The 21,742-nt window shown below is 33.7% G+C and carries 21 protein-coding genes; 12 read left to right on the forward strand and 9 right to left on the reverse strand.

What is annotated here, in order from left to right:
• Positions 1–55 precede the first annotated feature (55 nt).
• Complete coding sequence (locus tag FC72_RS05925) at positions 56–625, reverse strand: cob(I)yrinic acid a,c-diamide adenosyltransferase (RefSeq protein WP_057765774.1); 570 nt, start codon at positions 623–625, stop codon at positions 56–58.
• 3 nt (positions 626–628) lie between these two features.
• Positions 629–1,303 carry an ECF transporter S component gene (locus FC72_RS05930; RefSeq protein WP_057765776.1) on the reverse strand — a complete coding sequence of 225 codons (675 nt, stop codon included), beginning with the start codon at positions 1,301–1,303 and terminating at the stop codon, positions 629–631.
• 123 nt (positions 1,304–1,426) lie between these two features.
• On the opposite strand from FC72_RS05930, the gene FC72_RS05935 reads away from it, so the two are divergent.
• Positions 1,427–2,146: an MIP/aquaporin family protein gene (locus tag FC72_RS05935; protein WP_057765778.1), complete on the forward strand. Its 720-nt coding sequence runs from the start codon at positions 1,427–1,429 to the stop codon at positions 2,144–2,146.
• Here the strand turns inward: FC72_RS05935 and FC72_RS05940 are convergent.
• Both FC72_RS05940 and FC72_RS05945 read right to left on the reverse strand, forming a co-directional pair.
• Positions 2,132–3,724, reverse strand: coding sequence for an ABC transporter ATP-binding protein (locus FC72_RS05940; protein ID WP_057765780.1), 1,593 nt, complete (start codon positions 3,722–3,724; stop codon positions 2,132–2,134). The genes FC72_RS05935 and FC72_RS05940 overlap by 15 nt on opposite strands.
• The gene (locus FC72_RS05945; protein ID WP_057765781.1) at positions 3,658–4,569 is read right to left on the reverse strand and encodes an energy-coupling factor transporter transmembrane component T; all 912 of its coding nucleotides are present in this window, start codon (positions 4,567–4,569) and stop codon (positions 3,658–3,660) included. Before FC72_RS05945 ends, FC72_RS05940 begins: the two co-directional genes overlap by 67 nt.
• A gap of 174 nt (positions 4,570–4,743) precedes the next feature.
• Here FC72_RS05945 and FC72_RS05950 point away from each other — a divergent pair, with 174 nt between their 5' ends.
• Together FC72_RS05950 and FC72_RS05955 are read left to right on the forward strand one after the other, a co-directional pair.
• Positions 4,744–5,097 (forward strand): DUF4430 domain-containing protein, encoded by a 354-nt coding sequence (locus tag FC72_RS05950; protein WP_420806044.1) that lies wholly within the window; start codon positions 4,744–4,746, stop codon positions 5,095–5,097.
• 252 nt (positions 5,098–5,349) lie between these two features.
• Positions 5,350–5,709, forward strand: coding sequence for a nuclear transport factor 2 family protein (locus FC72_RS05955; RefSeq protein WP_057765785.1), 360 nt, complete (start codon positions 5,350–5,352; stop codon positions 5,707–5,709).
• Here FC72_RS05955 and FC72_RS05960 read toward each other — a convergent pair.
• Together FC72_RS05960 and FC72_RS05965 are read right to left on the reverse strand one after the other, a co-directional pair.
• On the reverse strand, positions 5,689–6,357 hold the full coding sequence (locus FC72_RS05960) for a ribose-5-phosphate isomerase A (RefSeq protein WP_057765787.1): 669 nt from the start codon (positions 6,355–6,357) through the stop codon (positions 5,689–5,691). The genes FC72_RS05955 and FC72_RS05960 overlap by 21 nt on opposite strands.
• Positions 6,358–6,382: 25 nt before the next feature.
• Complete coding sequence (locus FC72_RS05965; protein WP_057765789.1) at positions 6,383–6,970, reverse strand: TetR/AcrR family transcriptional regulator; 588 nt, start codon at positions 6,968–6,970, stop codon at positions 6,383–6,385.
• Positions 6,971–7,182: 212 nt separating this feature from the next.
• Between FC72_RS05965 and FC72_RS05970 the strand changes: the two genes are divergently transcribed.
• The gene (locus tag FC72_RS05970) at positions 7,183–7,449 is read left to right on the forward strand and encodes a hypothetical protein (protein WP_057765791.1); all 267 of its coding nucleotides are present in this window, start codon (positions 7,183–7,185) and stop codon (positions 7,447–7,449) included.
• Positions 7,450–7,604: 155 nt separating this feature from the next.
• The gene (locus tag FC72_RS05975) at positions 7,605–8,522 is read left to right on the forward strand and encodes an L-lactate dehydrogenase (RefSeq protein ID WP_057765793.1); all 918 of its coding nucleotides are present in this window, start codon (positions 7,605–7,607) and stop codon (positions 8,520–8,522) included.
• A 143-nt stretch (positions 8,523–8,665) separates the two neighbouring features.
• Here the strand turns inward: FC72_RS05975 and FC72_RS05980 are convergent, their stop codons facing one another.
• Entirely contained in the window at positions 8,666–9,994 is a 1,329-nt protein-coding gene (locus tag FC72_RS05980; protein WP_057765794.1) for an enolase C-terminal domain-like protein, read from the reverse strand.
• A 177-nt stretch (positions 9,995–10,171) separates the two neighbouring features.
• Between FC72_RS05980 and FC72_RS05985 the strand changes: the two genes are divergently transcribed.
• Positions 10,172–11,071 (forward strand): LysR family transcriptional regulator, encoded by a 900-nt coding sequence (locus tag FC72_RS05985; RefSeq protein ID WP_057765796.1) that lies wholly within the window; start codon positions 10,172–10,174, stop codon positions 11,069–11,071.
• Positions 11,072–11,243: 172 nt separating this feature from the next.
• Here the strand turns inward: FC72_RS05985 and FC72_RS05990 are convergent, their stop codons facing one another.
• Positions 11,244–12,371 (reverse strand): lactonase family protein, encoded by a 1,128-nt coding sequence (locus tag FC72_RS05990; RefSeq protein WP_057765799.1) that lies wholly within the window; start codon positions 12,369–12,371, stop codon positions 11,244–11,246.
• A gap of 23 nt (positions 12,372–12,394) precedes the next feature.
• Positions 12,395–13,612, reverse strand: coding sequence for a mandelate racemase/muconate lactonizing enzyme family protein (locus tag FC72_RS05995; protein WP_057765801.1), 1,218 nt, complete (start codon positions 13,610–13,612; stop codon positions 12,395–12,397).
• Between the two features lie 386 nt (positions 13,613–13,998).
• Between FC72_RS05995 and FC72_RS06000 the strand changes: the two genes are divergently transcribed.
• The 6 genes from FC72_RS06000 (at position 13,999) to FC72_RS06025 (ending at position 21,717) form a co-directional block, all read left to right on the forward strand.
• Positions 13,999–14,976, forward strand: coding sequence for a hydroxyacid dehydrogenase (locus tag FC72_RS06000; protein ID WP_057765803.1), 978 nt, complete (start codon positions 13,999–14,001; stop codon positions 14,974–14,976).
• A 30-nt stretch (positions 14,977–15,006) separates the two neighbouring features.
• On the forward strand, positions 15,007–16,404 hold the full coding sequence (locus tag FC72_RS06005) for an SLC13 family permease (RefSeq protein WP_057765804.1): 1,398 nt from the start codon (positions 15,007–15,009) through the stop codon (positions 16,402–16,404).
• A 90-nt stretch (positions 16,405–16,494) separates the two neighbouring features.
• Positions 16,495–17,832: a gluconate:H+ symporter gene (locus FC72_RS06010; RefSeq protein ID WP_057765806.1), complete on the forward strand. Its 1,338-nt coding sequence runs from the start codon at positions 16,495–16,497 to the stop codon at positions 17,830–17,832.
• 299 nt (positions 17,833–18,131) lie between these two features.
• Entirely contained in the window at positions 18,132–19,739 is a 1,608-nt protein-coding gene (locus FC72_RS06015; RefSeq protein ID WP_057765807.1) for a bifunctional aspartate transaminase/aspartate 4-decarboxylase, read from the forward strand.
• Between the two features lie 10 nt (positions 19,740–19,749).
• Complete coding sequence (locus tag FC72_RS06020) at positions 19,750–20,463, forward strand: DNA alkylation repair protein (RefSeq protein WP_057765809.1); 714 nt, start codon at positions 19,750–19,752, stop codon at positions 20,461–20,463.
• Positions 20,464–20,514: 51 nt separating this feature from the next.
• Complete coding sequence (locus FC72_RS06025; RefSeq protein WP_057765811.1) at positions 20,515–21,717, forward strand: glycosyltransferase family 4 protein; 1,203 nt, start codon at positions 20,515–20,517, stop codon at positions 21,715–21,717.
• Positions 21,718–21,742 lie beyond the last annotated feature (25 nt).

A 21,742-nucleotide genomic window follows, 5' to 3' on the forward strand; every position in this document is an offset into this window, starting at 1 on the left:
CATATCAATTTTTCACAAAGTCAATTTTAAAACACCGAAAGACTTCCGAAATATTTTATCTAAATACGGGTTTACTATTACGATATTGAATATCGTCAACATCTTCTAAAACATTGGCGTATCTGGCAGCAATGAAGAAATAATCTGATAGACGATTTATAAATTTCAAAACTTCATCATTGATTGGCTCATCTTGCATAAGGCTAACGATTTCACGTTCTGCTCGTCTGGTTACAGTTCTTGCAACATGTAAATTAGCCGCAGTGATACATCCACCTGGTAAAATAAATTTTTGAATTTTAGTTGTTTTATCAGTATATTTATCGATATTCTTTTCTAGCCAATCGACAGCCTTATTATCTTCTTTGAAAATAAACTCATGCTTTGTATCATTTTGCGAAATTGCTAAATCAGTTCCACAGTCAAATAGTAATTGTTGTATTTCCTCAAGCTCATCTTTCAATTCTTTAGTTTTAGTTGATAAATTAGCAATTACCATACCAACTATCGAATTCAATTCATCCACAGTTCCGTATGCATTTATTCTCTTATCGGACTTATATAAAACATCATTCCCAATAATTCTAGTTTTCCCTTTATCACCAGTTCTTGTATATATTTTCATAAGCTACTCCTTTTTAAATAAATTGTATTTTGTACGATAATTGTTAAAAAGCTTGATCCAACGTTTGCCGACCAAAAATAATAAGATAGCCGTAAACACCGCATGAATAAGATCAAAATAAAAACTTCCAGCAATCGAAATCCCAACACTTTTAAAAGTTATAGGATTTACGAATCCCAATATATAATAAATATCCATGATCCAACCCATAATAAATCCGCTCAAAAATCCCCAAACAACTAGTAACCATCTGTTAATACCCTTATTTGAAAACAATCCTGAGACTAATCCAATAACTCCTAGTGCAAACATCTGCCACGGTGTCCAAGCTCCTTGTCCAAAATACATATTGGAAGCTAACGCTATAATTGTCCCCATTAAGAAACCAGTTTCTGGTCCACTAACTATTGCACCCATAATTAAAATAAATAATTCAGGTTTCACCGATGGCAATGCAGCAAACAACACTCGTCCACCAACGGCCAAAGCACAGATTATTGCTATGAATACAATTTCTTTAGCACTAGTTTTACGATGTTCAAATCTAATAAAGTAAACTCCAATGGTCAATGCTAAAAATATGAATGACATTAACAAATAATTCTTATTACCAATTATACTTAAAGAAATTAATATAATTATTGCGATTATTATTAAAAATATAGATCTTTTCTTCACTAATTTACCTCCAATATTTTTTTCGATTATCAGCAGCTTAAAAATAGATTTTAAGATATTGACTATGTATAATGATGTCTGTAAGCGGTATCAGACCGTAATAGACTATAAGGGGTGTGTTTTATGCAAGATAGCTTGATGTTACAGCTGTTGGGTGAATTTATTGGAACACTTGTATTGATATTATTAGGTGACGGCGTTGTCGCTGCCGTGAGTTTGAAGAAATCAAAAGCCTATGGTTCTGGCTGGGTAGCCATTGCCTTAGGTTGGGGGCTGGCTGTTACCTTAGGTGTTTACTGTTCTGGATTTTTAAGTCCAGCACACTTAAACCCTGCCGTTACACTTGGAATGGCTATAGCTGGATTATTCCCATGGGCTTATGTAATACCTTATATTATTGCCCAAATTTTGGGAGGTATCGTAGGAGCTGTCTTAGTTTGGATCAACTACTACCCTCATTGGCAAGAAACTGACGATCCTGAAGCAATTTTGGGAGTATTTGCAACAGGACCTGCAATTAGAAATTATCCAATGAACTTTATTAGTGAGTTTATCGGCACTTTTGTTCTTGTATTTGCATTACTTGCATTTACTAGAGGTAAATTTACTGATGGATTGAATCCAATGGTCGTTGGGGTATTGATCACATCGATCGGTTTCTCACTTGGTGGTACAACTGGTTATGCTATCAATCCTGCCAGAGATTTGGGTCCAAGAATTGCTCATCAAATCTTACCGATTGCTAACAAAGGCAAATCAGACTGGTCATACAGTTGGGTACCTATTTTAGGACCTATGGCCGGTGGTGCACTTGGTGCATTGATCTACTTACTTATTCCTTAAATCGTTCCACACTAAAGCATCTGGGAAAACATCCCTAGATGCTTTATTTATTTCTGTAGTATAAAAGAACTTATCTTTAAAGAAATCCGATGTCGTTTGAAATGTTGTTAGTTTTCCATCAAACATCATAGAAACATAATCAAAATTTGTTGCAAAAACCAAATCATGACTGTTAGCAAAAACTATCCCACCATTTTTTAAATAATCATTTAATAGATCATTTACTTTTAAAATAATATTAGGATCTAATCCCTTAGTGGGTTCATCCAAGAATAGTATCTGAGGACTTTTTATCAAACCGATGATTAAGGATAAATATTCTTGCTGACCACCACTTAAATCATATGGACTAATATCTTTTAAATCTAATAAACCATATCTATTTAAAATACTCTCAACAGTATCGTTAGCTTCTTCTTTTTGTTCCAACTGAAACTTTATCTCTCCAAAAACAGTATCAGAAACAAATAACAAGGCTGGATTTTGTGGCAAAATAAAAATATTTTTGAATAAACTATGATTGTTTTTGACATTAACATTATTCAATTTTATTGAGCCAGACTGCTGAATCAATTGTTGTGATATTACTCTGATCAAAGTTGATTTACCCACACCGTTAGGACCAACCAAACAATATGATCTCCCCTCTTTTAGAGTGAAATTGACGTTATCTATTATTTTTTTAGATTCAAAATCAAATTTGAATGACAGATTTTTTACTTTTAATACTTTTTTCGAGTCTGCTAATTCACTAGATGTTCTTACACAGGTAAGTTGATTTTGATAATCATTTAGAATCCTGTTAAATTGACGATTATTTAATGGCAAAGATTTATCTTTTTGTGAAAATTCGAGATATGCGCGATCTATTTGAGGTAAATAATTTTTATAGAAATCATTTTGAAAAATTGCCTTTAAAACACTATCGACATTATTTTCTAAAATAATTGTTCCATTCTCAATAATTGCCATCTTATTAGCATAAAAAACATTTCTTTCCAAAGAATGTTCAACCAATATTACTGTGACATTTAATTCTGCATTTACTTTATGGACCATCTGCAATATTTTTTCCGCAGCAATTGGATCTAGTTGTGAGGTAGGCTCATCTAATAATAAAATTTTAGGATCAGTTATAAGAGCTGCTGCCAAATTGATCAATTGCTTTTGTCCACCAGACAACTCTTTTTCAGTTAGATCTAATAAATTAACAATGCCAAAATAACTGGCCACCTCGGCTATCTTTACGTGTCTTTGATTTTCTGTATAACCCATATTTTCTAAAATGAAATTAAATTCATCCCTAGCACATTCTGTAATCATTTGATTATCAACGAATTGGGACAAGTAAGAAATACTTTTATCAGAAGGATCTATATTAATTGCTCCATCAATGACCTCTCCAACGACCAAACCATTTTTCAACTGCTTTAGTAAAGTACTTTTCCCACTACCAGTTTTTCCAATAAGTAATAAAAAATCCCCTTTATTAACAGTTAGATTCAGCTTATTTAACGAAAGTTTTTGACTGTTGGCGTATTTGAAGCTGTAATTTTTGAAACGTACCATTTCCAACATATATATTGAAACACTCCTATCAAAATCGGAATTATTATTAAAATAAAATTGACCGACCCAAGAATAATATTGTTCCCAAAAGCAATCTTTACATCCATTGAACCAAAATCAACTTTACCAATTTTCTGAATAACCATAATTATGTTAAAAATCATGCTAGTTATACTGGTTGCCAACAAAATATAATCTATCTTAGTATTACTGATCTTTTGCTTTATCCGATCATTCCCATATCCTTTAGTCACCAAAATATCCGACATATTCATAAAACTAGCTACTGACTTGTTTAATACAGTCTCAAGTAAATCTAACTGTCTTTGTAACTTATTATTAATAGTATGATTGCTTCTAAACTTTATTAAAAAGCTTGTACTTTCAAAGATGTCAATTATTTTGGGAATAAATTTGACCGTAAGAATGAAAACTATCGCTATATTTCGTAATTTATGTGACAACAGATCAAAAATGACCTTTACATTAGTCAACGAATCATAAATATAAAAAGCCATCAATAAATTGACAAAAGAAAATGCCAGAATGGCTGCATTTAAAAGTGACTCAGTAGTTACTTTCAAAAATGGAATTTGGAATATTATTCCTGCACCCCTTTGATTGATAAGTAAATTAAAAATAATCGTTGTTACAAAAATAATCGTAAAAAACTTAAAATATCCACGTGAATTATCTTTTTTTGAATAAAGAACCATCAAGACTAAGGCTACAAAAATCATTAAAATAACTACAGGATCATTAAATAGCAAAGCAGAGAGGATAATTGACAGCAGATAAAATAAAATCGACAAATTATTAGTGCTACGCCGAAAGTTGAAAAATAACTTATTCATCTTCTGCCTCCCTTTCTGCTTATTAGCACTTTTAAGAATAACACAATTAAAAAAAATATTATCCACTTGAAATGCTTATATATTGATAAACTAATTGTCTGATATAATTAGAAACCGTTGGACAAAATATCAGAGGAGCGTTTATTTATGAAGAAAAGAATTACGATTATTTTAATGTCATTGTTGATGCTTATAAGTGTCGTTGCACCAGCCACTGCTACAACGGTGGATGCTAAGACTAAAAACATCAAAGTCACATACGTTTTGAAAAAAAATAAGAAACAAATTGCTAAGAAAAAAGTTACTCTAAAAAAGAATGCTACCGTCATGGATGGAACAAAAAAAGCCTGGAAAGTAACTGAAAAAGGTGGTTTTATCTCTGCTATCGATGGTAAAAAGCAAAATAACAAGAAAAAAATTTATTGGACATTTAAAGTTAATGGTAAAAACGTTAATGTAAGTGCTGATAAGAAAAAGTTAAAGAATAAAGACAAAGTTACATTTACCTTAGCTAAGTATAATGGTTAAGAGAGCGCGACCAAACACGCCTAGCTTTCGAGCATTAAAACAAATGACCCTATCAATCCGATTTTGGATTGATAGGGTCATTTGTCTTAAGCGGAAAAAGCTGTGTTTGGTTGCGCGTTTATGCCGCATACTTAATAAAAATAACTACGTCTTTCACATTTTTTTTCTTAAACCTAAATTTCAAAGCATTTTTATTAACTAATTCCACAATATGTTTATACTTAGGGACAAAAATACAAGAAGGTATAAATAATGGATAAGAATATTAGTACCATTGAAGAATATTTCAAATTATCGGATTTAGCCTCTTCAGACAAAGATTCTCTAAATAAAATACTTAAATTGTTCTCAGATGAAGCAACAATTAAGTCCGGAATGGACGAGACTTCTTCAGGAAAAAAAGAGGTTTCAGATTTTTTTGAAGAATTCTTTGATAAATTTCTCCAATTGAAGCACTTGTTCAGAACTGAAATCGTAGATGATTTTTATCAAACTGAATGGGCGGTAATTGGTTTAAAAAAAGATAATAGCCTATTTTCACTACATGGATATGATTACTATAAATTTAACGAATCTGGTCAAATAACTTCCTTAGTTGTTAACGTCAGCTGAAATAGAGATCACATTCTCACCATCCGCTAACAAAGCTCCAGAAATTAAATTACTAAAATATGACGTTCCGACAACTCCATTGCAGGAACTCAATTCTTGGTTTATTCGGCTAATATTATCCCAATTTTTAAAAGTGCAATCGATTAAACAATTTCCTAGTCTAGTTCTAACTACACCAGCAATATCACTAGATTGACGAATTTTACTACTGCCTCCTAAAGAATTAACTAAATTCATTACTTGTTTTATTGAGGGTTCAACTACTTCTAAACTTAAGAAAACATCTGGATCTAGTTTGTCTTTCATTCTTTCTTTAGGACCTAAAATTATATATCTTGAAGATAGACTGGCATATATTTTTTCATAAGTATGGATGCCTCCATTACTCTTCAAAGCATTTAATTTAGTATCTATTGAGTCACATCCGTCAAAAGCTAGATCTATTTTATCCAATTGACTCAACTCACAAACTGAAAGGCCCAATTCTTGACATGTATTTTTCGTTACTTCTGAGGGAGTACAAATAATAATATCTAAATTGCGGGCGGCAACTTCTTTAAGCAATCTCCCTACCGTGTTTCCTCCACCAAAACTCACAACCATTTTCGGTTGAATCATTTCAATAGCTTCTTCAAGTAATTTCTCCATTAAACTCTCCTGTTATAAGTGGCCTTTATAGGTCACTTTTTTTATTTATCGGTTGGATTTGTACCATAATTGCATCACGAATAGCATTAATTGCCGCTGTAACCGCATCAATTTCTGATTCACCATGTGATAGGGCCCATTCGATAACTGTCATTTGAAGATTCATCCCCATGGATGCCATCAAATCAACTGGGACATCCATATTAGATCCAGACTCTTTGATGAATTTCTTCCATTCTTGTAAAAGTAATGATTTAAAGTTAGCTTCAAGGTCAGCGTTTGGTTCATGTACTGTAAATAAGATAATAATTGCTCGTCTATTATCTTCCATATCTTTTAATAAACCATGAACCAGTTCATTGATCTCACCTTGGACAATTTGATTAAAGCGTAAATTAACTCGGCTAGCAAATAATTTTGTAAATCCATCTACCATTTTATCTAATAAGTCATATTTATCTAAGTAATGAGCATAAAAAGTAGAACGACTAGTCAAAGAAAGCTGGCAAATATCGGCTACAGTGATTTGACGAAATGTCTTTGACTCCAATAACTTTAATAAAGCCTGTTGAATATCTCGTTCTGTTTTTATTTTTCTGACATCTTTAGTCATAATTAACCCCATTTTTTATAATTAATTTCAGCATAACACAGTCAATTTCTATTTAAATGTATGATTTCGAACAAAACGTATGAAAAGTGTCCGAAAACCAACAGTAGTAACGTTTTTGCTAGTGTACCAAAAGTAGCTATCGTCCTATCATGTAGTTGTTGAAAGCGATAAGGAAAAGCTTTCAAATATAAATGAGAAATGGGGTAATCAATATGTTTACATGGATGTTTTGGATTTTAGCAATTTGGTTCATCATCAATGCCGTATGGATGTGGTTTGATCTCGATAACAAAACATTGCAAAAGACCTTCGCCTGGATCAATGTTGCAGCAATAATAATCGGTTTCTGGACATTCTATGGAGCAACACCCGTAGACAGCCTATCAACATGGTTCCAAGTTCTAAATTGGGTCAATATTGTACTAGCTGCTACTCAATTTTACTTCGGCTATCGTAAATCACAACATAAGGTTGCATAATTAAGAATTAATAACAAAATTTTAATAAACAGTTCGATAAATACCTCATGATTATCTAATCATGAGGCATTTATTTTGTAATTATTATCAAATAACGTTTTTAGTATCAACGATCTTTGGTACACTAAAAGAAAAATGAAAGAAGATCTTAGAAAATGAGAAAATTTGGCATAATTGGTATTGGACATGTTGGAGTAACTATTGCCTATACCCTTGTTACTAAAGGTATCGCTGACGAATTAATTTTAATCGACAATAATGAAGGAAAAGCTGTTGCTGAACAACTTGATTTACAAGATGCACAAGCGCGTCTTGATACAACTACACAAATCAAGATTCAGGATTATTCTGAATTAAAAGATGTTGATATTTTATTCTTAACTGCCGGCAAGATCGACGCCGCAAAAGAGACTGGTAGTCGTTGGGCTGAATTTGAATTTACTAACGCAATGGTTAAAGAAGTTGCACCAAAAATCAAAGAATCAGGATTCAATGGTATCGTAATAGATACTACAAATCCTTGCGATGCAATAACGCAATATCTTCAAACATCTACTGGATTACCTCAACAACAAGTCTTTGGTACAGGCACATTCCTAGATACAGCTAGAATGCAACGTGTAGTTGCTAAACAATTTAATGTTAATTCAAAAAATATTGCCGGTTACACACTTGGAGAACATGGCGACTCTCAATTCGTCGCTTGGTCAGGTGTTACAGTCAACAGCCATCCTTTAGTAGAATTTGCCAAACAACAAGGAAAGAACCTTGATTATGCCGCTATAGAGGAAGAAATAAGAAAAGGTGGCTGGTCAGTATACCAAGGTAAAGGATACACAAGTTACGGTATTGCAACTTGTGCTGTCAAGTTAGCACAAGCAGTATTATCTGATGCACAATTGGAGTGTCCTGTATCTTGTTATAATGAAGAATTTGATACATATATCGGACAACCAGCAGTTGTTGGTAAAAATGGTATCGAATATGTTAACCATGTTTCAATTACAGATGATGAAAAAGCCAAATTTAAAAACTCTGCTGAAACAATCAAAAGTAAATTTGCTACTATGTAATTTTTCTTAAATATGCTGTGTAAACGTGCAATGACACACAGCTTTTTCCGCTTAAAACAAAAGACTCCATCAATCCAAAATCGGATTGATGGAGTCTTTTGCCTTAATGCTCGAAAGCTGAACGTGTATCATTGCACTCTTTTTTATCTAACCATTGATGGTTTCTTTGCATCAAACTTCCAACCTGGGATCAAGAATTGCATTGCAGCGGCGTCATCACGTGCTCCAAGATTCTTATCAATATATAGTTGGTTAGCTTTCTTAATACTATCCAAATCAATTTCAACGCCAAGACCTTCATTAGTCTTTGGAACAGTTAACTGACCATTTTCGATCTTATATGGGTTCTTTGTTAGATTTTGACCATCTTGCCAAATCCAGTGAGTATCAACATCGAATACACGGCCTGGTGCAGCGGCTGCAGCATTAGCAACCATTGCAAGTGAAATATCAAAGTGATTATTTGAATGAACTCCCCAGTTTAGGTTAAATTCATTACACAATTGAGCAACTCTTACAGCACCTTCCATTGTCCAGAAGTGCGGATCAGCTAATGGAATTGAAACTGAATTCAAAGCGATTGCATGTGACATTTGACGCCAATCAGTATCAACCATATTTGTAGCTGTTGGCATATGAGTAATTTGTTGGAACTCTGCTAGAATTTCTCTACCTGAGAATCCATCTTCAGCACCACATGGATCTTCAATATAATGAAGAATATCTTTCATTTCATCTGCATAGTGAAGTGCTTGCTTCAATGACCAAGCACCATTTGGATCAAGATCAAGTTTGGCTTCTGGGAATGCCTTGTGCAAAGCTTTCATGGCAGCTACTTCTTCTTCACCATCAAAGACTCCACCCTTTAGTTTGAAAGTCTTAAATCCATATTTATCGTATGCGGCTTTAGCAAGTTTAACGATTGAATCTGGATCCATAGCTGGCTTACGACGTAATTTACCCCAGTCACTAGTATTATCGTCATCTTGAATATAAGGAAGGTCAGTCTTACTTGAATCACCGACGTAGAATAGGTATCCTAATACACCAACTTTTTCTCTTTGTTGACCATCACCTAATAATGCGGCAACTGGAACGTGTAAATGTTTACCTAATAAATCAAGGAATGATGTTTCAATAGCAGTCAAAGCGTGCACCATGATTCTTAAATCAAATGTTTGCTTACCTCTTCCACCTTTATCCAAATAAGAGAACTTCTCTTTTACTTTTTGAAGAACATCTTTGTATTCACCAATTGAACGTCCGATAACTAAATCTTTAGATGCTTCCAAAGTACTTGTGATTTTTTCACCACCAGGAACTTCACCAACACCAATTTGTCCTTCGTCTGTTGTTAAAACAACGATATTTCTTGTAAAGTATGGGCCATGGGCACCACTTAAATTCATCAACATGCTGTCATATCCGGCAACTGGATAGACATCCATTTTTGCTATTTTGGGAATACTCATAATAAAATCTCCTTTAAGTTGTTTGTGATTTAATTAACATTATTTCTTAACTCTATTATATTGTGTCTTTTAAAACTAAAACAGTCACACTTTGGACGTATGATGAACTAAAGGTACACATATTATTAGTGTATAATTAGAATCATTAGACATATCAAAATTTAGGGGTTGAATAATATGGACATAAATAAGCTGAAGACGTTTTTAACCGTCTCTAAGTCTGGAAGCTTTAAATCCGCTGCTGAAAAGCTCTTCTTATCTCCCAGAGCTGTTTCTAAACAAATGGATCAAATTGAAAACGAATTAGGTGTTGAATTATTCAACCGAAATAAAAATAGTACTGAATTAAACGCTACAGGTAGACAATTCATTGTGACAGCTCAAGACATTGTTAACAGTTATAATGATGCTTTAACAAGGATCCAAGCAATCGACAATATTCCGGAAAATAAGTTACAAGTCGGTTTTTCATCAATGAATCAGGCTACTATACTACAAAAGACTTTTCTTCCTTATATGACTAAAAATCCAAATATCAAAATTGAATTAAAAGAAGAAAGTGGTAAACGACTTGTTAATTTAATTGACCGCGATGCGCTGGATTTTGCCGTGACTCCTTTTTATGCGATCGACCAAGATATTGAGAATTTTAGTATGGTCAAATCTATCAAATTAGTTGAAGGGGAATTACTAGTAGGAATCAGTCGTGCCAATCCTTTAAGTAATGGTGACACTATTAGTTTGAAACAAATAAAAGGCATGAAACTTCTATATTATAGTTCATCTGATTCAATCTATTTAAGAGATGTCTTCTTCAAAAAATTCGAAGGCTATTTTGAAAAGGAACAAATAAATCGTGTCTCATCATTGGAGCAAAGAGACATGTTGGTCGCATCAAATAATGGCATTGGATTTTACCCGAGTCCTCTACTAAAAAAGGAACAATCACAAAATCCAATGGTTAAATTTCTTAGAATAAGTGATGACGTAAATAAATATTATGCATCTACCTTCCTATATAATAAGAATAATAAAAATCCTATTTTAAAGAAACTCGTTGGTGAGCTATCTAAATGAGTAATTAGACTGGTGATATATGTCACCAGTCTCATTTTTTATAGCCTAAACGTGTAATAAAAGGCTGCAACCTCCACGTAGCTACGAGCCACAAACGATTGATGGCACCATCATTTGTGGCTCTAGGCTATGTTCCGGTGGCAAACCGCCTTTTTTCACACTCTTCTTTTTACTATTTCAAGAAATCTGTAGCTTCAAGAACACGAACACATGCATCATGCTTAATATTTCTTTGTGATACAGATAAGTATCCACTTTCCTTATCACGTTTATAAAGAATCAAGTCATTTGTATTTTGGTTTGCACATAGCAAGTAATCTTCATTGTAACTCAAGCTAAAGTCACGTGGGAATACACCTTCGGTTTTAATTTGTTGGATTTTTTCTAGATGTTTTCCACCATCAATAACTTTATAAACAGTCAATGAATTATGACCACGATTTGAAATATAAAGGAATTTTTCGTCCGATGTTAAACGAATTGCGGCTGAACCATTGTGACCAACATAACCTTCAGGAATATTTGAGTAATCAGCAATACGTGACAATGTTCCTGTCTTAGGATCATATTCAACAACCCCTACACGACTAGCTAATTCACCTAAAACATATACATAATTGCTGTTCTTAGCAATGGCCAATTGACGTGGACCAAATCCTGGTTTTGTATCAAATTCTGAAACCAAAGTAATTTCGGCTGTATCAAAGTTAACATCATAAATAAATAACTTATCACAACCCAATCCACAAACCATTAATCTACCATCTGGCAATTGTCTAGCAAAGTGAATATGTGCATGGTCTTGTTCAACTAATGGACCGTTACCTTCGATTGGATATGTATGACTGTCAGTGATGTTATAGTCATCGTCCATCTTATATGTATGAATAGCATTAGTATTGTAATTTGCTGCAAATAATACTTTATGTTTAGTATCAATTGAAATATATGATGGAACAGTATATGGCAATTCATTCCAGAAATATAAATTCTTTGAAGCATCATAGGCTTCATATGAACCATGTTTCTTTGGAAGATAACTATCAGAAATCAATTTACCAGTTTTAACATCAATAATACCTACTCCACCTTGATTATTGTTCTTAGTCAAAACAGTGGCTATTTTTTTATCTTCAGTCGATAGATTAAAGAAAGCTGGATTTTGAACCTTTGCTAATAAACTAATATCTGTAATTTCACCTTTGTCAGTATCAAGAGTTGCTTCATAAACACCCTCTGATTGATTATTTGGAGTGTAATTATCCTCTGTATATCCACCTAAAATAAACTTATCTAACATATCTGAATACCTCCATTAATTTATTATTTAATTGTGACCATCTTGCACTTAGCAATAACTTCTGGCTTTAATTCTTGTCCAATACCTGGGCGATCTGGAATATCAATAAAGCCGTTAACTGGTTGATAATCATCATAAATACATGTTGCACGATCTTTAGCATTAATAGCACGTTGGTAAACTTCATGGATCAAGAAGTTTGGAATTACTGCTTCAACTTGTAAAGCAGCTGCAATAGCAATTGGTCCACCACAAACATGAACTTGAGCATTAATGTCATATGTATATGCCATGTCACAGATCTTCTTAGCTTCAGAAATACCACCAGCCAAACAAAGATCAGGTTGTGCAACCTTAATTGAACGATCCTCAAAGAACTTGCGGAATCCAAATCTTGTAAAGACACGTTCACCTGCAGCAACAGGAATATTAACTTTTTGTGAAACTTCTAAAGTATTATCTGGATTCAATGTACTTACTGGCTCTTCATAATAAAGAATATTCAAATCCTCAAGAGCTTGACCTATTTTAATAGCTGAAGTTGTATCTGAGTTAGCATGCATGTCAATGATAATATCTAGATCATCTCCGCCAGCTTCTCTCATTGCCTTAACACGGTTGTAAGCAACATCAATAACATGTTTTGAAACTGTACCTTTAGTTATCCATTGACCGCCGCCATCAGGTTGATCACTTAGCATAATAGGATCAAATTTCAAAGCATCATAACCTTCAGATCTAACTTTCTTAGTAACTTCAGCATAATCTTCTGGAGTAATCAGCTTTAATTTATCAATATGTTCACCCCAGTTATATTGAAGCTGACTTGCGTAGGCTCTCAAGTGGTCATTAGTCTTACCACCAAGAATTTCATATGTAGGAGTGTTGTAATACTTACCTTTGATATCCCATAATGCGATATCGATGGCACTAATAGCAGCATCTACAACTACTCCGCCAGCAATACCCCAATATGTTGTAGTAAGTAATTTGTCCCAAATTTTTTCAATATTTAATGGATCTTCACCGATAATAACTTCACTGAAATCTTGAAGCATACCAAATCCGCCTCGCCAGCCTTTTCCGTATGCTAACCCGGCTTCACCAAAGCCTGAAATACCTTTATCAGTATTAACTCTAATTACTAATGGGCACCAAGCCTCTTTTGAGCCTTGACCATTTCCACTGAAACTAGGATCTTCACTAGGAACCTTCATAATATCTACACTAATGATTTTCATTTTTATCCTCCGCTCTCTTTTGCGAATAAACGCTTCAGAAATAAAATTTGTTAACGAATATTTCTTGGTAACCGTTTACAGCATCGATTATAGTTAATAATTTCACTAATTCACAGTCACTACTAATTCCCCTGATGAACTATTTATGTATACAGGAATTATTGTTTTCATAATTTATATTTCTCTAATTCGTCTATAAACTAGGTGATTCCCTATTTTAGTAGTACAATTGTTTTCATGATTTTTTATCACATGTCATATTTAGTTCGTCAGGCGTCCATTCCGTAACTGTTTGTTAGTGAATTTGTTAACTATAATGATATTTGAAAGCGTTCCACTAGCTTTAAAAAATCATTTAAAAAGTGTCTTACTGGGAGGATCACAATATGAAGAAAGTTCTATTAAGTGAAAAAATAGATGAAAAGGGAATTCAACTTCTAAAAGATAATGGCTTTGACGTAAAAATCTCTGCCGATACAGATGTTGAAACAATGAAAAAGGAAATCGCTGATGCTTACGCTGTTATCATGCGTTCATCCGAATTACCTGCAGAAGTCATTGATGCTGGTAAGGAACTAAAGATAATTTCAAGAAACGGTACTGGTATCAACAACGTTGATGTATCTGAAGCAACTAAGAAGAATATTATGGTTGCTAAAGTCAATGGAGCTAACGCATTTTCCGTTGCTGAATATGTCATTACTACTATGCTGATGTTAAGTAGAAAGATCATGTCTGCTAACAATTTGATCCACGACAAAAAAGAAGAATTAGCAGCTGATGGTTCACTACCAGGTTTCTCAACAAAATATAATTTGAATGGTAATCAATTAAAAGACAAGACTTTAGCCATTTTAGGCTTAGGTAAAATTGGTCAAGTTCTAGTAAAACTAGCCGAAGCATTTGGTATGAATGTTGTTGGATATGATCCATACATTAAGAATTCACCTGTAAAACTTTATGACAACCTTGAAGACATCTATAAAGTTGCCGACTTCTTGTCTATCAATATGCCTCTAACACCAGAAACAAAGAATATGATCACTGCTAAGGAACTTAAGACTATGAAGAAGAATGTCTTCATTATTAATTCTGCACGTGGTGGCATTATTAATGAAAAAGATTTAGCACAAGCTTTAAATAATGACGAAATTGCCGGTGCTGCTATTGATTCATTCAATCCAGAACCACCAGCTCCCGATAATCCATTATTTACAAGCAAAAATACAATTTTAACAACACATTTGGCTGGTACTACTGTTGAAGCAAATCAAGCTCTAGGATTAGGTGCTGCTCAAGCCATCATCGACTTTTCTAATGGTAAGACACCTGAATTTCCAGTAAATGCAAAAGATTTAAAATAATAAGTTATTCATAAAAGGAGGTATTCCATTATGAAACACAAAAAATCAATTGCTGGTATTATTGGAATTATCTTAGGGGTCGTAATTGCTTTCTTGATTCCAACACCAGATGGTTTAACTCATGCTGGAATGATTGTTCTAGCTTCACTAGTTACTGCAAATATCTTTTGGATATTCAATGTAATACCTAGTTTTGCTACTGGTTTACTAATGTTGTCATCTTGGGTAGCATTAGGAGCCGTTAAATTTGAAGTATCATTTGCAATTTTCTCTTCTACTACTATGTGGATCATTATTGGTGGTTTAGGCTTAGGTGCCGCTGCTACAAAAACAGGATTGATCAAGAGAATTGCTCTTAAAATTATGACTTACTTCCCGGCTAATTTTAGAGGTCAAACTCTAGCATTATTCACAGCCGGAACTATTGTTGCTCCAATGATTCCAAGTGCTCACCCAAAGGCTGCTATGAGTACACCAATTGCTAAAGGAATCAGTAACGCTTTAGGATACAAGGAACATGATAAAGGCAGTTCAGGTATTTTCTTAGCTGCTATGTGGGGATTTTTTGTTACTGAAGCCAGTTTCTTAAGTGCTACTGCACAAAACTACGCCTTTAAGGGATTGATTCCTGCTAGCGCCCAAAAGGTTTTAAGCTGGGGTAATTGGTTTGTTATGATGATCCCTTGGACGATCATTATCTTAGTCGGTGGTTATTTCTTACTTAAATTATTATTTAAACCTAAGGATGACAAACCTATCTCAAAGGAATTCATTTCTAAACAACTAACTGAATTAGGACCTATGTCACGTGATGAAAAAATTACAGCTGCGGTTATCCTAGTTTCAATTATTTTCTGGATCTTGGAATCTGCAGTTAACATACCTGCCGCAGTCACTGCTTTGATTGGTGTCAGTGTTCTAGTTGCTTGCAAAGTTCTCACACCTGATGACTTTAAGAATCGTTTAAGCTGGAGTACGATCATCTTCATCGGTACTGTTATGGCTTTAGGTAATGTTATGCAATCTGCTGGTTTAACTACTTGGTTACGTACAGTTCTACAACCAGTTATTAGCCCTATTATCGGTAACATTTATATTACAGTTATTGCTTTACCTATTATTATTTACCTATGCAAGTTTGTTGTTGTTTCACTTATTTCAACAGGTACCTTAATTACAATTGGACTATTACCATTCTTTAGTACCATGAGTTTCAGTCCCGCAATTATCGCTATTATTGTTACAACTAGTGTTAATGTTTGGTTACTTTCATACATGAATGCCCCATTCTTAACTGGTGGAGCTGCTGTCAATGATAGTATGGTTTCAAGAAGTGCCATGGCTAAATCATCTATTGGATATATGCTGATAAATATTGTTGGATTGCTTGTCTGTGTACCACTTTGGCAAGTTATGGGAATTGCATAAAATACAAAAAGGGATGCATTATGCAGTCCCTTTTATTTTGAGAATGTATGTGAAAAATATCACTTTTGAGGATTGAGAGGAGGATCCATTATGTCGATCTACATCATGCTACTGGGTGTTTTTATCTTATTTTTCTTAATCATAAAATTAAAATTAAACACCTTCTTTTCTCTTGTCATTGTTTCCGTCATCGTTGGTCTGCTACTTGGGATACCCTATACAAAATTACCAGGGATCATCGAACAAGGTATTGGAGATCAAGTTGGACATTTAATAATTATCTTTGGATTAGGATCAATGCTTGGGATGTTGATATCTGATTCTGGAGCTGGGATCTCCATAGCTAATACATTTACCAAAAGAATCGGTCGAAAGTATATTGTCTGGGCGGTCGTACTAACTTCATTTATCATTGGATTAGCTTTATTCTTTGAAGTTGGCCTAGTAATTTTACTTCCAATAATTTTTGTTATTGCTGAAGAATTAAACGTGGCATTCTTATATCTTGCTTTACCAATGGCAGTTTCTTTGAATGTAGCTCACTCCTTCTTGCCACCTCATCCTGCACCAACAGCCGTTGCTGAAATTCTTGGTGCTCCAATTGGACACGTCATCTTATTAGGAATCTTAGCCGCAATTCCAGTAGCAATTTTGATGGGTCCTATCTATAATCACTACTTAAAGAAAATTTATCCAAAGGTTTACCGTAAAAATATTGAAATTACTGCATTAGGAAATATCAAAACAACGAAAACTGAAGGAAAAATACCACGTTTTTCAACTAGTATTTTAACTGCAACAATGCCTTTAATTTTAATTATTGTTGCCACTATTTTTAAATACATCTTACCTGCAACAAATCCATTCAACATTTTCATTCAATTCATAGGTAACGCGGATATAGCAATGATTATTTCATTATTAATAGCCATTTATACATTAGGTATCGCACAAAAAGCTCCTATGAAAAGTATTGGTTTAACAATGGAGACAGCTATCAAACAAATTTCCATGATGCTACTAATAATTGGTGGAGCTGGTGCTTTCAAACAAGTTCTAATCAGTGGTGGAGTTTCTAAAGATGTTTCTGCTTTATTTATCAATTCTAATTTTCCAATTTTAATTGCTGCATGGATAATTCCAGCGGCACTTCACTTCTGTCTTGGTTCGACCACTGTTGCTGCTTTAACCGGTGCTGGATTAGTAGCACCTTTAGTTGCAAGTTCTGCAATTAATTCAGCACTGATGGTTTTAGCTGTTGGAGCAGGATCAGTATTTTGCGACCACGTTAATGGAGCCGGTTTTTGGATGATAAAACAGTATTTTGGATTGTCACTAAAGGAGACTTTACTAACTTGGACTATACTTTCAATGGCAATGTCTGTCACGGGATTAATTATTGTATTATTGCTATCTTTATTCTTTTAAATATAGGAGAGTGTGACAAAAGGCTATAAAAAAGTTTGGAAATGCAAAATGGGGCTGTGACATATGTCACAGCCCTATTTTGATCATTTACTAACTAAATTGTATACAATACTTAAAGCACAAAAAAACCACAGTCTCATTACGAAGACAAATGTTCAGTTTTAGTAGACTGTTAAGCGATTACATATATTTTGAGATTTTGTAGTGATTATTTTCACATTTAAGGCAAAATATAGTATCTTTTTTGTCATTTACCGTTACAATAAAACTGATAGAAACTATTTATCAGGAGGATACTCATGAAAATCTCTGAAGAAAAAAAGCTTGAAGATCTAGAATCATTTGTAATTAGCAGTAAAATGACTGCTCTAGCAAAAGAAAATGCAAAAAATAATATTTTTTTAGATGCTGGACGTGGAAATCCAAATTGGATCAATAAGAAAGCTCGACTTGCCTTCAATCGATTAGTTGAATTTGGAATTATCGAATCAGAACGTACGATCAATAAAGGTGATATGGCGGGATACACTGAACAACATGGAATGCGTCAGCGTTTTGAAGCTTTTTTACGACCAGAAGAATATAAAATCGATGATTTTTGGTTAGACATATTAGACTATATTCGTGACGATTTAAAGCTTAATCAAGACGAAGTAATCAAAGAATTTGTGGATGGGGCAATTGGTAATAATTATCCTATGCCAGCACGAGTTTTAAAAAATACTGGTAAAATTATCAATCAATATTTGCAAACTACTTTGTATAACGGTGTGGATTTAAAAGATGAAACTGACGTATTCGCTACTGAAGGTGGAACTGCTGCAATCGTCTATATTTTTAACACACTAAGAGAAAATAAATTGATCAATTATGGGGATAAGATTGCTATTAATACACCAATTTTTACGCCTTATATTGAAATTCCTACCTTAAATGATTATCAAATGGTAGAAGTTGATCTTAATTCTGACGCTTCAAATCATTGGGAAATAGCTCCTGGAGAAATCGACAAACTATTAGACCCCTCTATTAAACTATTTGTAGTTGTAAATCCAAGCAACCCTGGTTCTAAAGCCTTTAGTAAAAAGGACTTAGCAGAAATAAAAGAAGTCATCAAGAAGCGTCCTGACCTAATGATTGTCACGGATGACGTCTATGGTACATTCGTGGAAAATTTCCAAACATTATACAGTGTTGTACCTGATAACACCCTATTAGTTTATTCATTCTCTAAACTATTTGGTGCCACAGGTTGGCGTTTAGGATTAGTAGCAGCACATGAAGAAAATGTCTTTGACAGATTAATATCACAACTACCAAATAAGGATAAACAAGAATTAAACAAGCGCTATGGATCAGTTGAATTTGAGCCATCAAAAATGAAGTTTATTGACCGACTCGTGGCGGATTCTCGTTCTATTAGTTTGTATCACACAGCTGGGCTTTCTACTCCTCAACAAATAATGGAAGATCTGTTTAGTTTGACTCATTTAGTCAATAGAAATAAAACCGATAAATATATCGAAACCTCCAAGAATATTGTTGGCAAACGTTATACTGATCTGCACGACTCCTTAAATTATCCTAAGGATGAAAGCAACGATAATTCAAAGTACTATTCAATCATTGATATTTATACTATTGCAGAGCGTAAATACGGTAAAGAATTCCGTAGTTTTTTGGAAAATAACTTTGAACAATTAGACTTTTTGATAAATCTAGCGCAAAAAAATGGTGTCGTTTTAATGGATGGTGTTGGATTCGGTACTCATCCTGGTTGTTTAAGAGTGTCGCAAGCTAATCTTCCGACTGAAGATTATCGTCTAATTGGTAATCAAATGATGCAACTACTTGCTGACTATCATAAACAGTTTATTGAACACAAAGTTAAAATAAAAAACAAGTAAAGGGAAATCTATGGAATTAGAAAATATCAATTGTTCAAAAGACACCTATCAGGAATTTCTCCACTACTTAAATAGTCTTGGTGATGAAAATAAAAAAATCAGATCTGAAAAAATCATCCCTACCAAATATGAAATTTTAGGAATAACTATGGGTGATCTTGATCGAATCTCAAAGAAAATCTGTCGTGGAAATCCTCTAGAATTCTTAAAAATGGCCGACGATAGTAATTATGAAACTATTATCATTCAAGGATATGTCATTAGTCATTTAAAATTAACCGCTGACGAATTTGAAAATTACTGCTATAAGTACATATCTAAAGCCGATTGCTGGTCAATTTGCGATATGGTGATCCACTTCAAACAAATATTAAATTTCCCTAGCCAATTTTTTATAACCATAAAAAACTATTTAAAATCAGATAATCCCTGGTTTCAAAGGACCGGACTCGTTTTCCTATTGAAGTTTTATATCAAAACTGATTTTTATTCCGACTCACTAAACCTAGCCACGAAAATAAATAGTAGTCACAAATACGTTGAACTAGGACAAGCCTGGTTCTACTCAGTCGCCTTTCAAACACATCAATCCGATATATATCAAGTTATCGCTAATTCGAACCCTCACTTAGCTAAATTGACGATCAGTAAAATCAAATCATCAAGTAAAACTTCTCCCGAGGAAAAATTAAAATTGACCAAAATAAGAAAAAATATTAAGTAAATGAAGTGATACCAACGTAAGTTATCAAACATCTAAACTGGGGGAATAATTATGAAAATATTACATATTCAAGCTCAATTACCATCAAAAAGTGGTAGTGGAGTTTACTTTTCAAACGTTATAAAGGGTTTAAAGGATAATCATCAACAAGCCTGTATCTACGGTCAATTTGCTGACTTCAGCTATGATATGTTACCTAAGGATTTACAATATCCAGTAACTTTTCCTAATGATACATGTGATTTTCCAATGCCTGGTATGAGTGATGTTATGCCTTATAAGAGCACAATTTATAAGGATATGACACCTGAGATGGTTGGAAATTGGCAAAACGTATTTCGTAAAAAGATTCATCAAGCTATTGATGAATTTAAACCCGATGTCATTTTCTGTCATCATCTTTGGTATTTAACATCTTTAGTTTGTCAGGAAATAAAGGATATTCCAATCTACGTATTTTGCCACGGTACAGACATTAGACAAGCAATGCAACATCCCGACCTTTTAAATAAATATGTTACTGACTTTGATCGTTTATCCCACGTTTTTGCACTAAGTCACCCACAAGTTAGTCAAATTCATGATATTTATCATATACCTTCAGAAAAAATAACTGTTATCGGAGGTGGATTTGATCCTGAGATTTTTTACCCCGCACCAAAGCCTAAAAAGAAAACTATTGATATAGTTTATGCTGGCAAGATGTCATCTGCAAAAGGAATCTTTGCCTTAGCAAAAGCCTTTGACATTATCAGTTCAGACTACCCTCAAGTTATTTTGCACTTGATCGGCAATGCTTCAGACGAGGCACAAAAGAAATTACAACCTTATCTCAAAAATCCACAAATCAAAGTTTATAACGTGATAAATCAAAGAAAACTTGCTGATACTTTTAGAAAATCAGATATATTTGTACTCCCTTCTTACTATGAAGGACTTGGATTAGTTGCAATCGAAGCATTAGCGTGTGACCTTAGAGTCGTCGTAACAACAATCCCTCCACTTCAAGAGCAATTAGGCAAGCTTGTTAATCAAAGTGGATTCATAAGTTATGTTGATTTGCCTAGATTGGTTAATCAAGATGAACCAGTTAAAGAAGATCTACCTGCGTTCTATGACAGATTGGAAGCTGCCCTACGCACACAGATCGAGGGAGTTATAAATCATCCCCAATTCCCAGAAGATGTTAAAGAATCGATTTTAACTAATAGCTGGCCTCAATTGATAAATCACATAGAACAAGTTCTTGAATAAAGAATGCAGGAAAAAAATAAGTCTA

The organism is Companilactobacillus tucceti DSM 20183 (assembly GCF_001434665.1).
Taxonomy (GTDB): domain Bacteria; phylum Bacillota; class Bacilli; order Lactobacillales; family Lactobacillaceae; genus Companilactobacillus; species Companilactobacillus tucceti.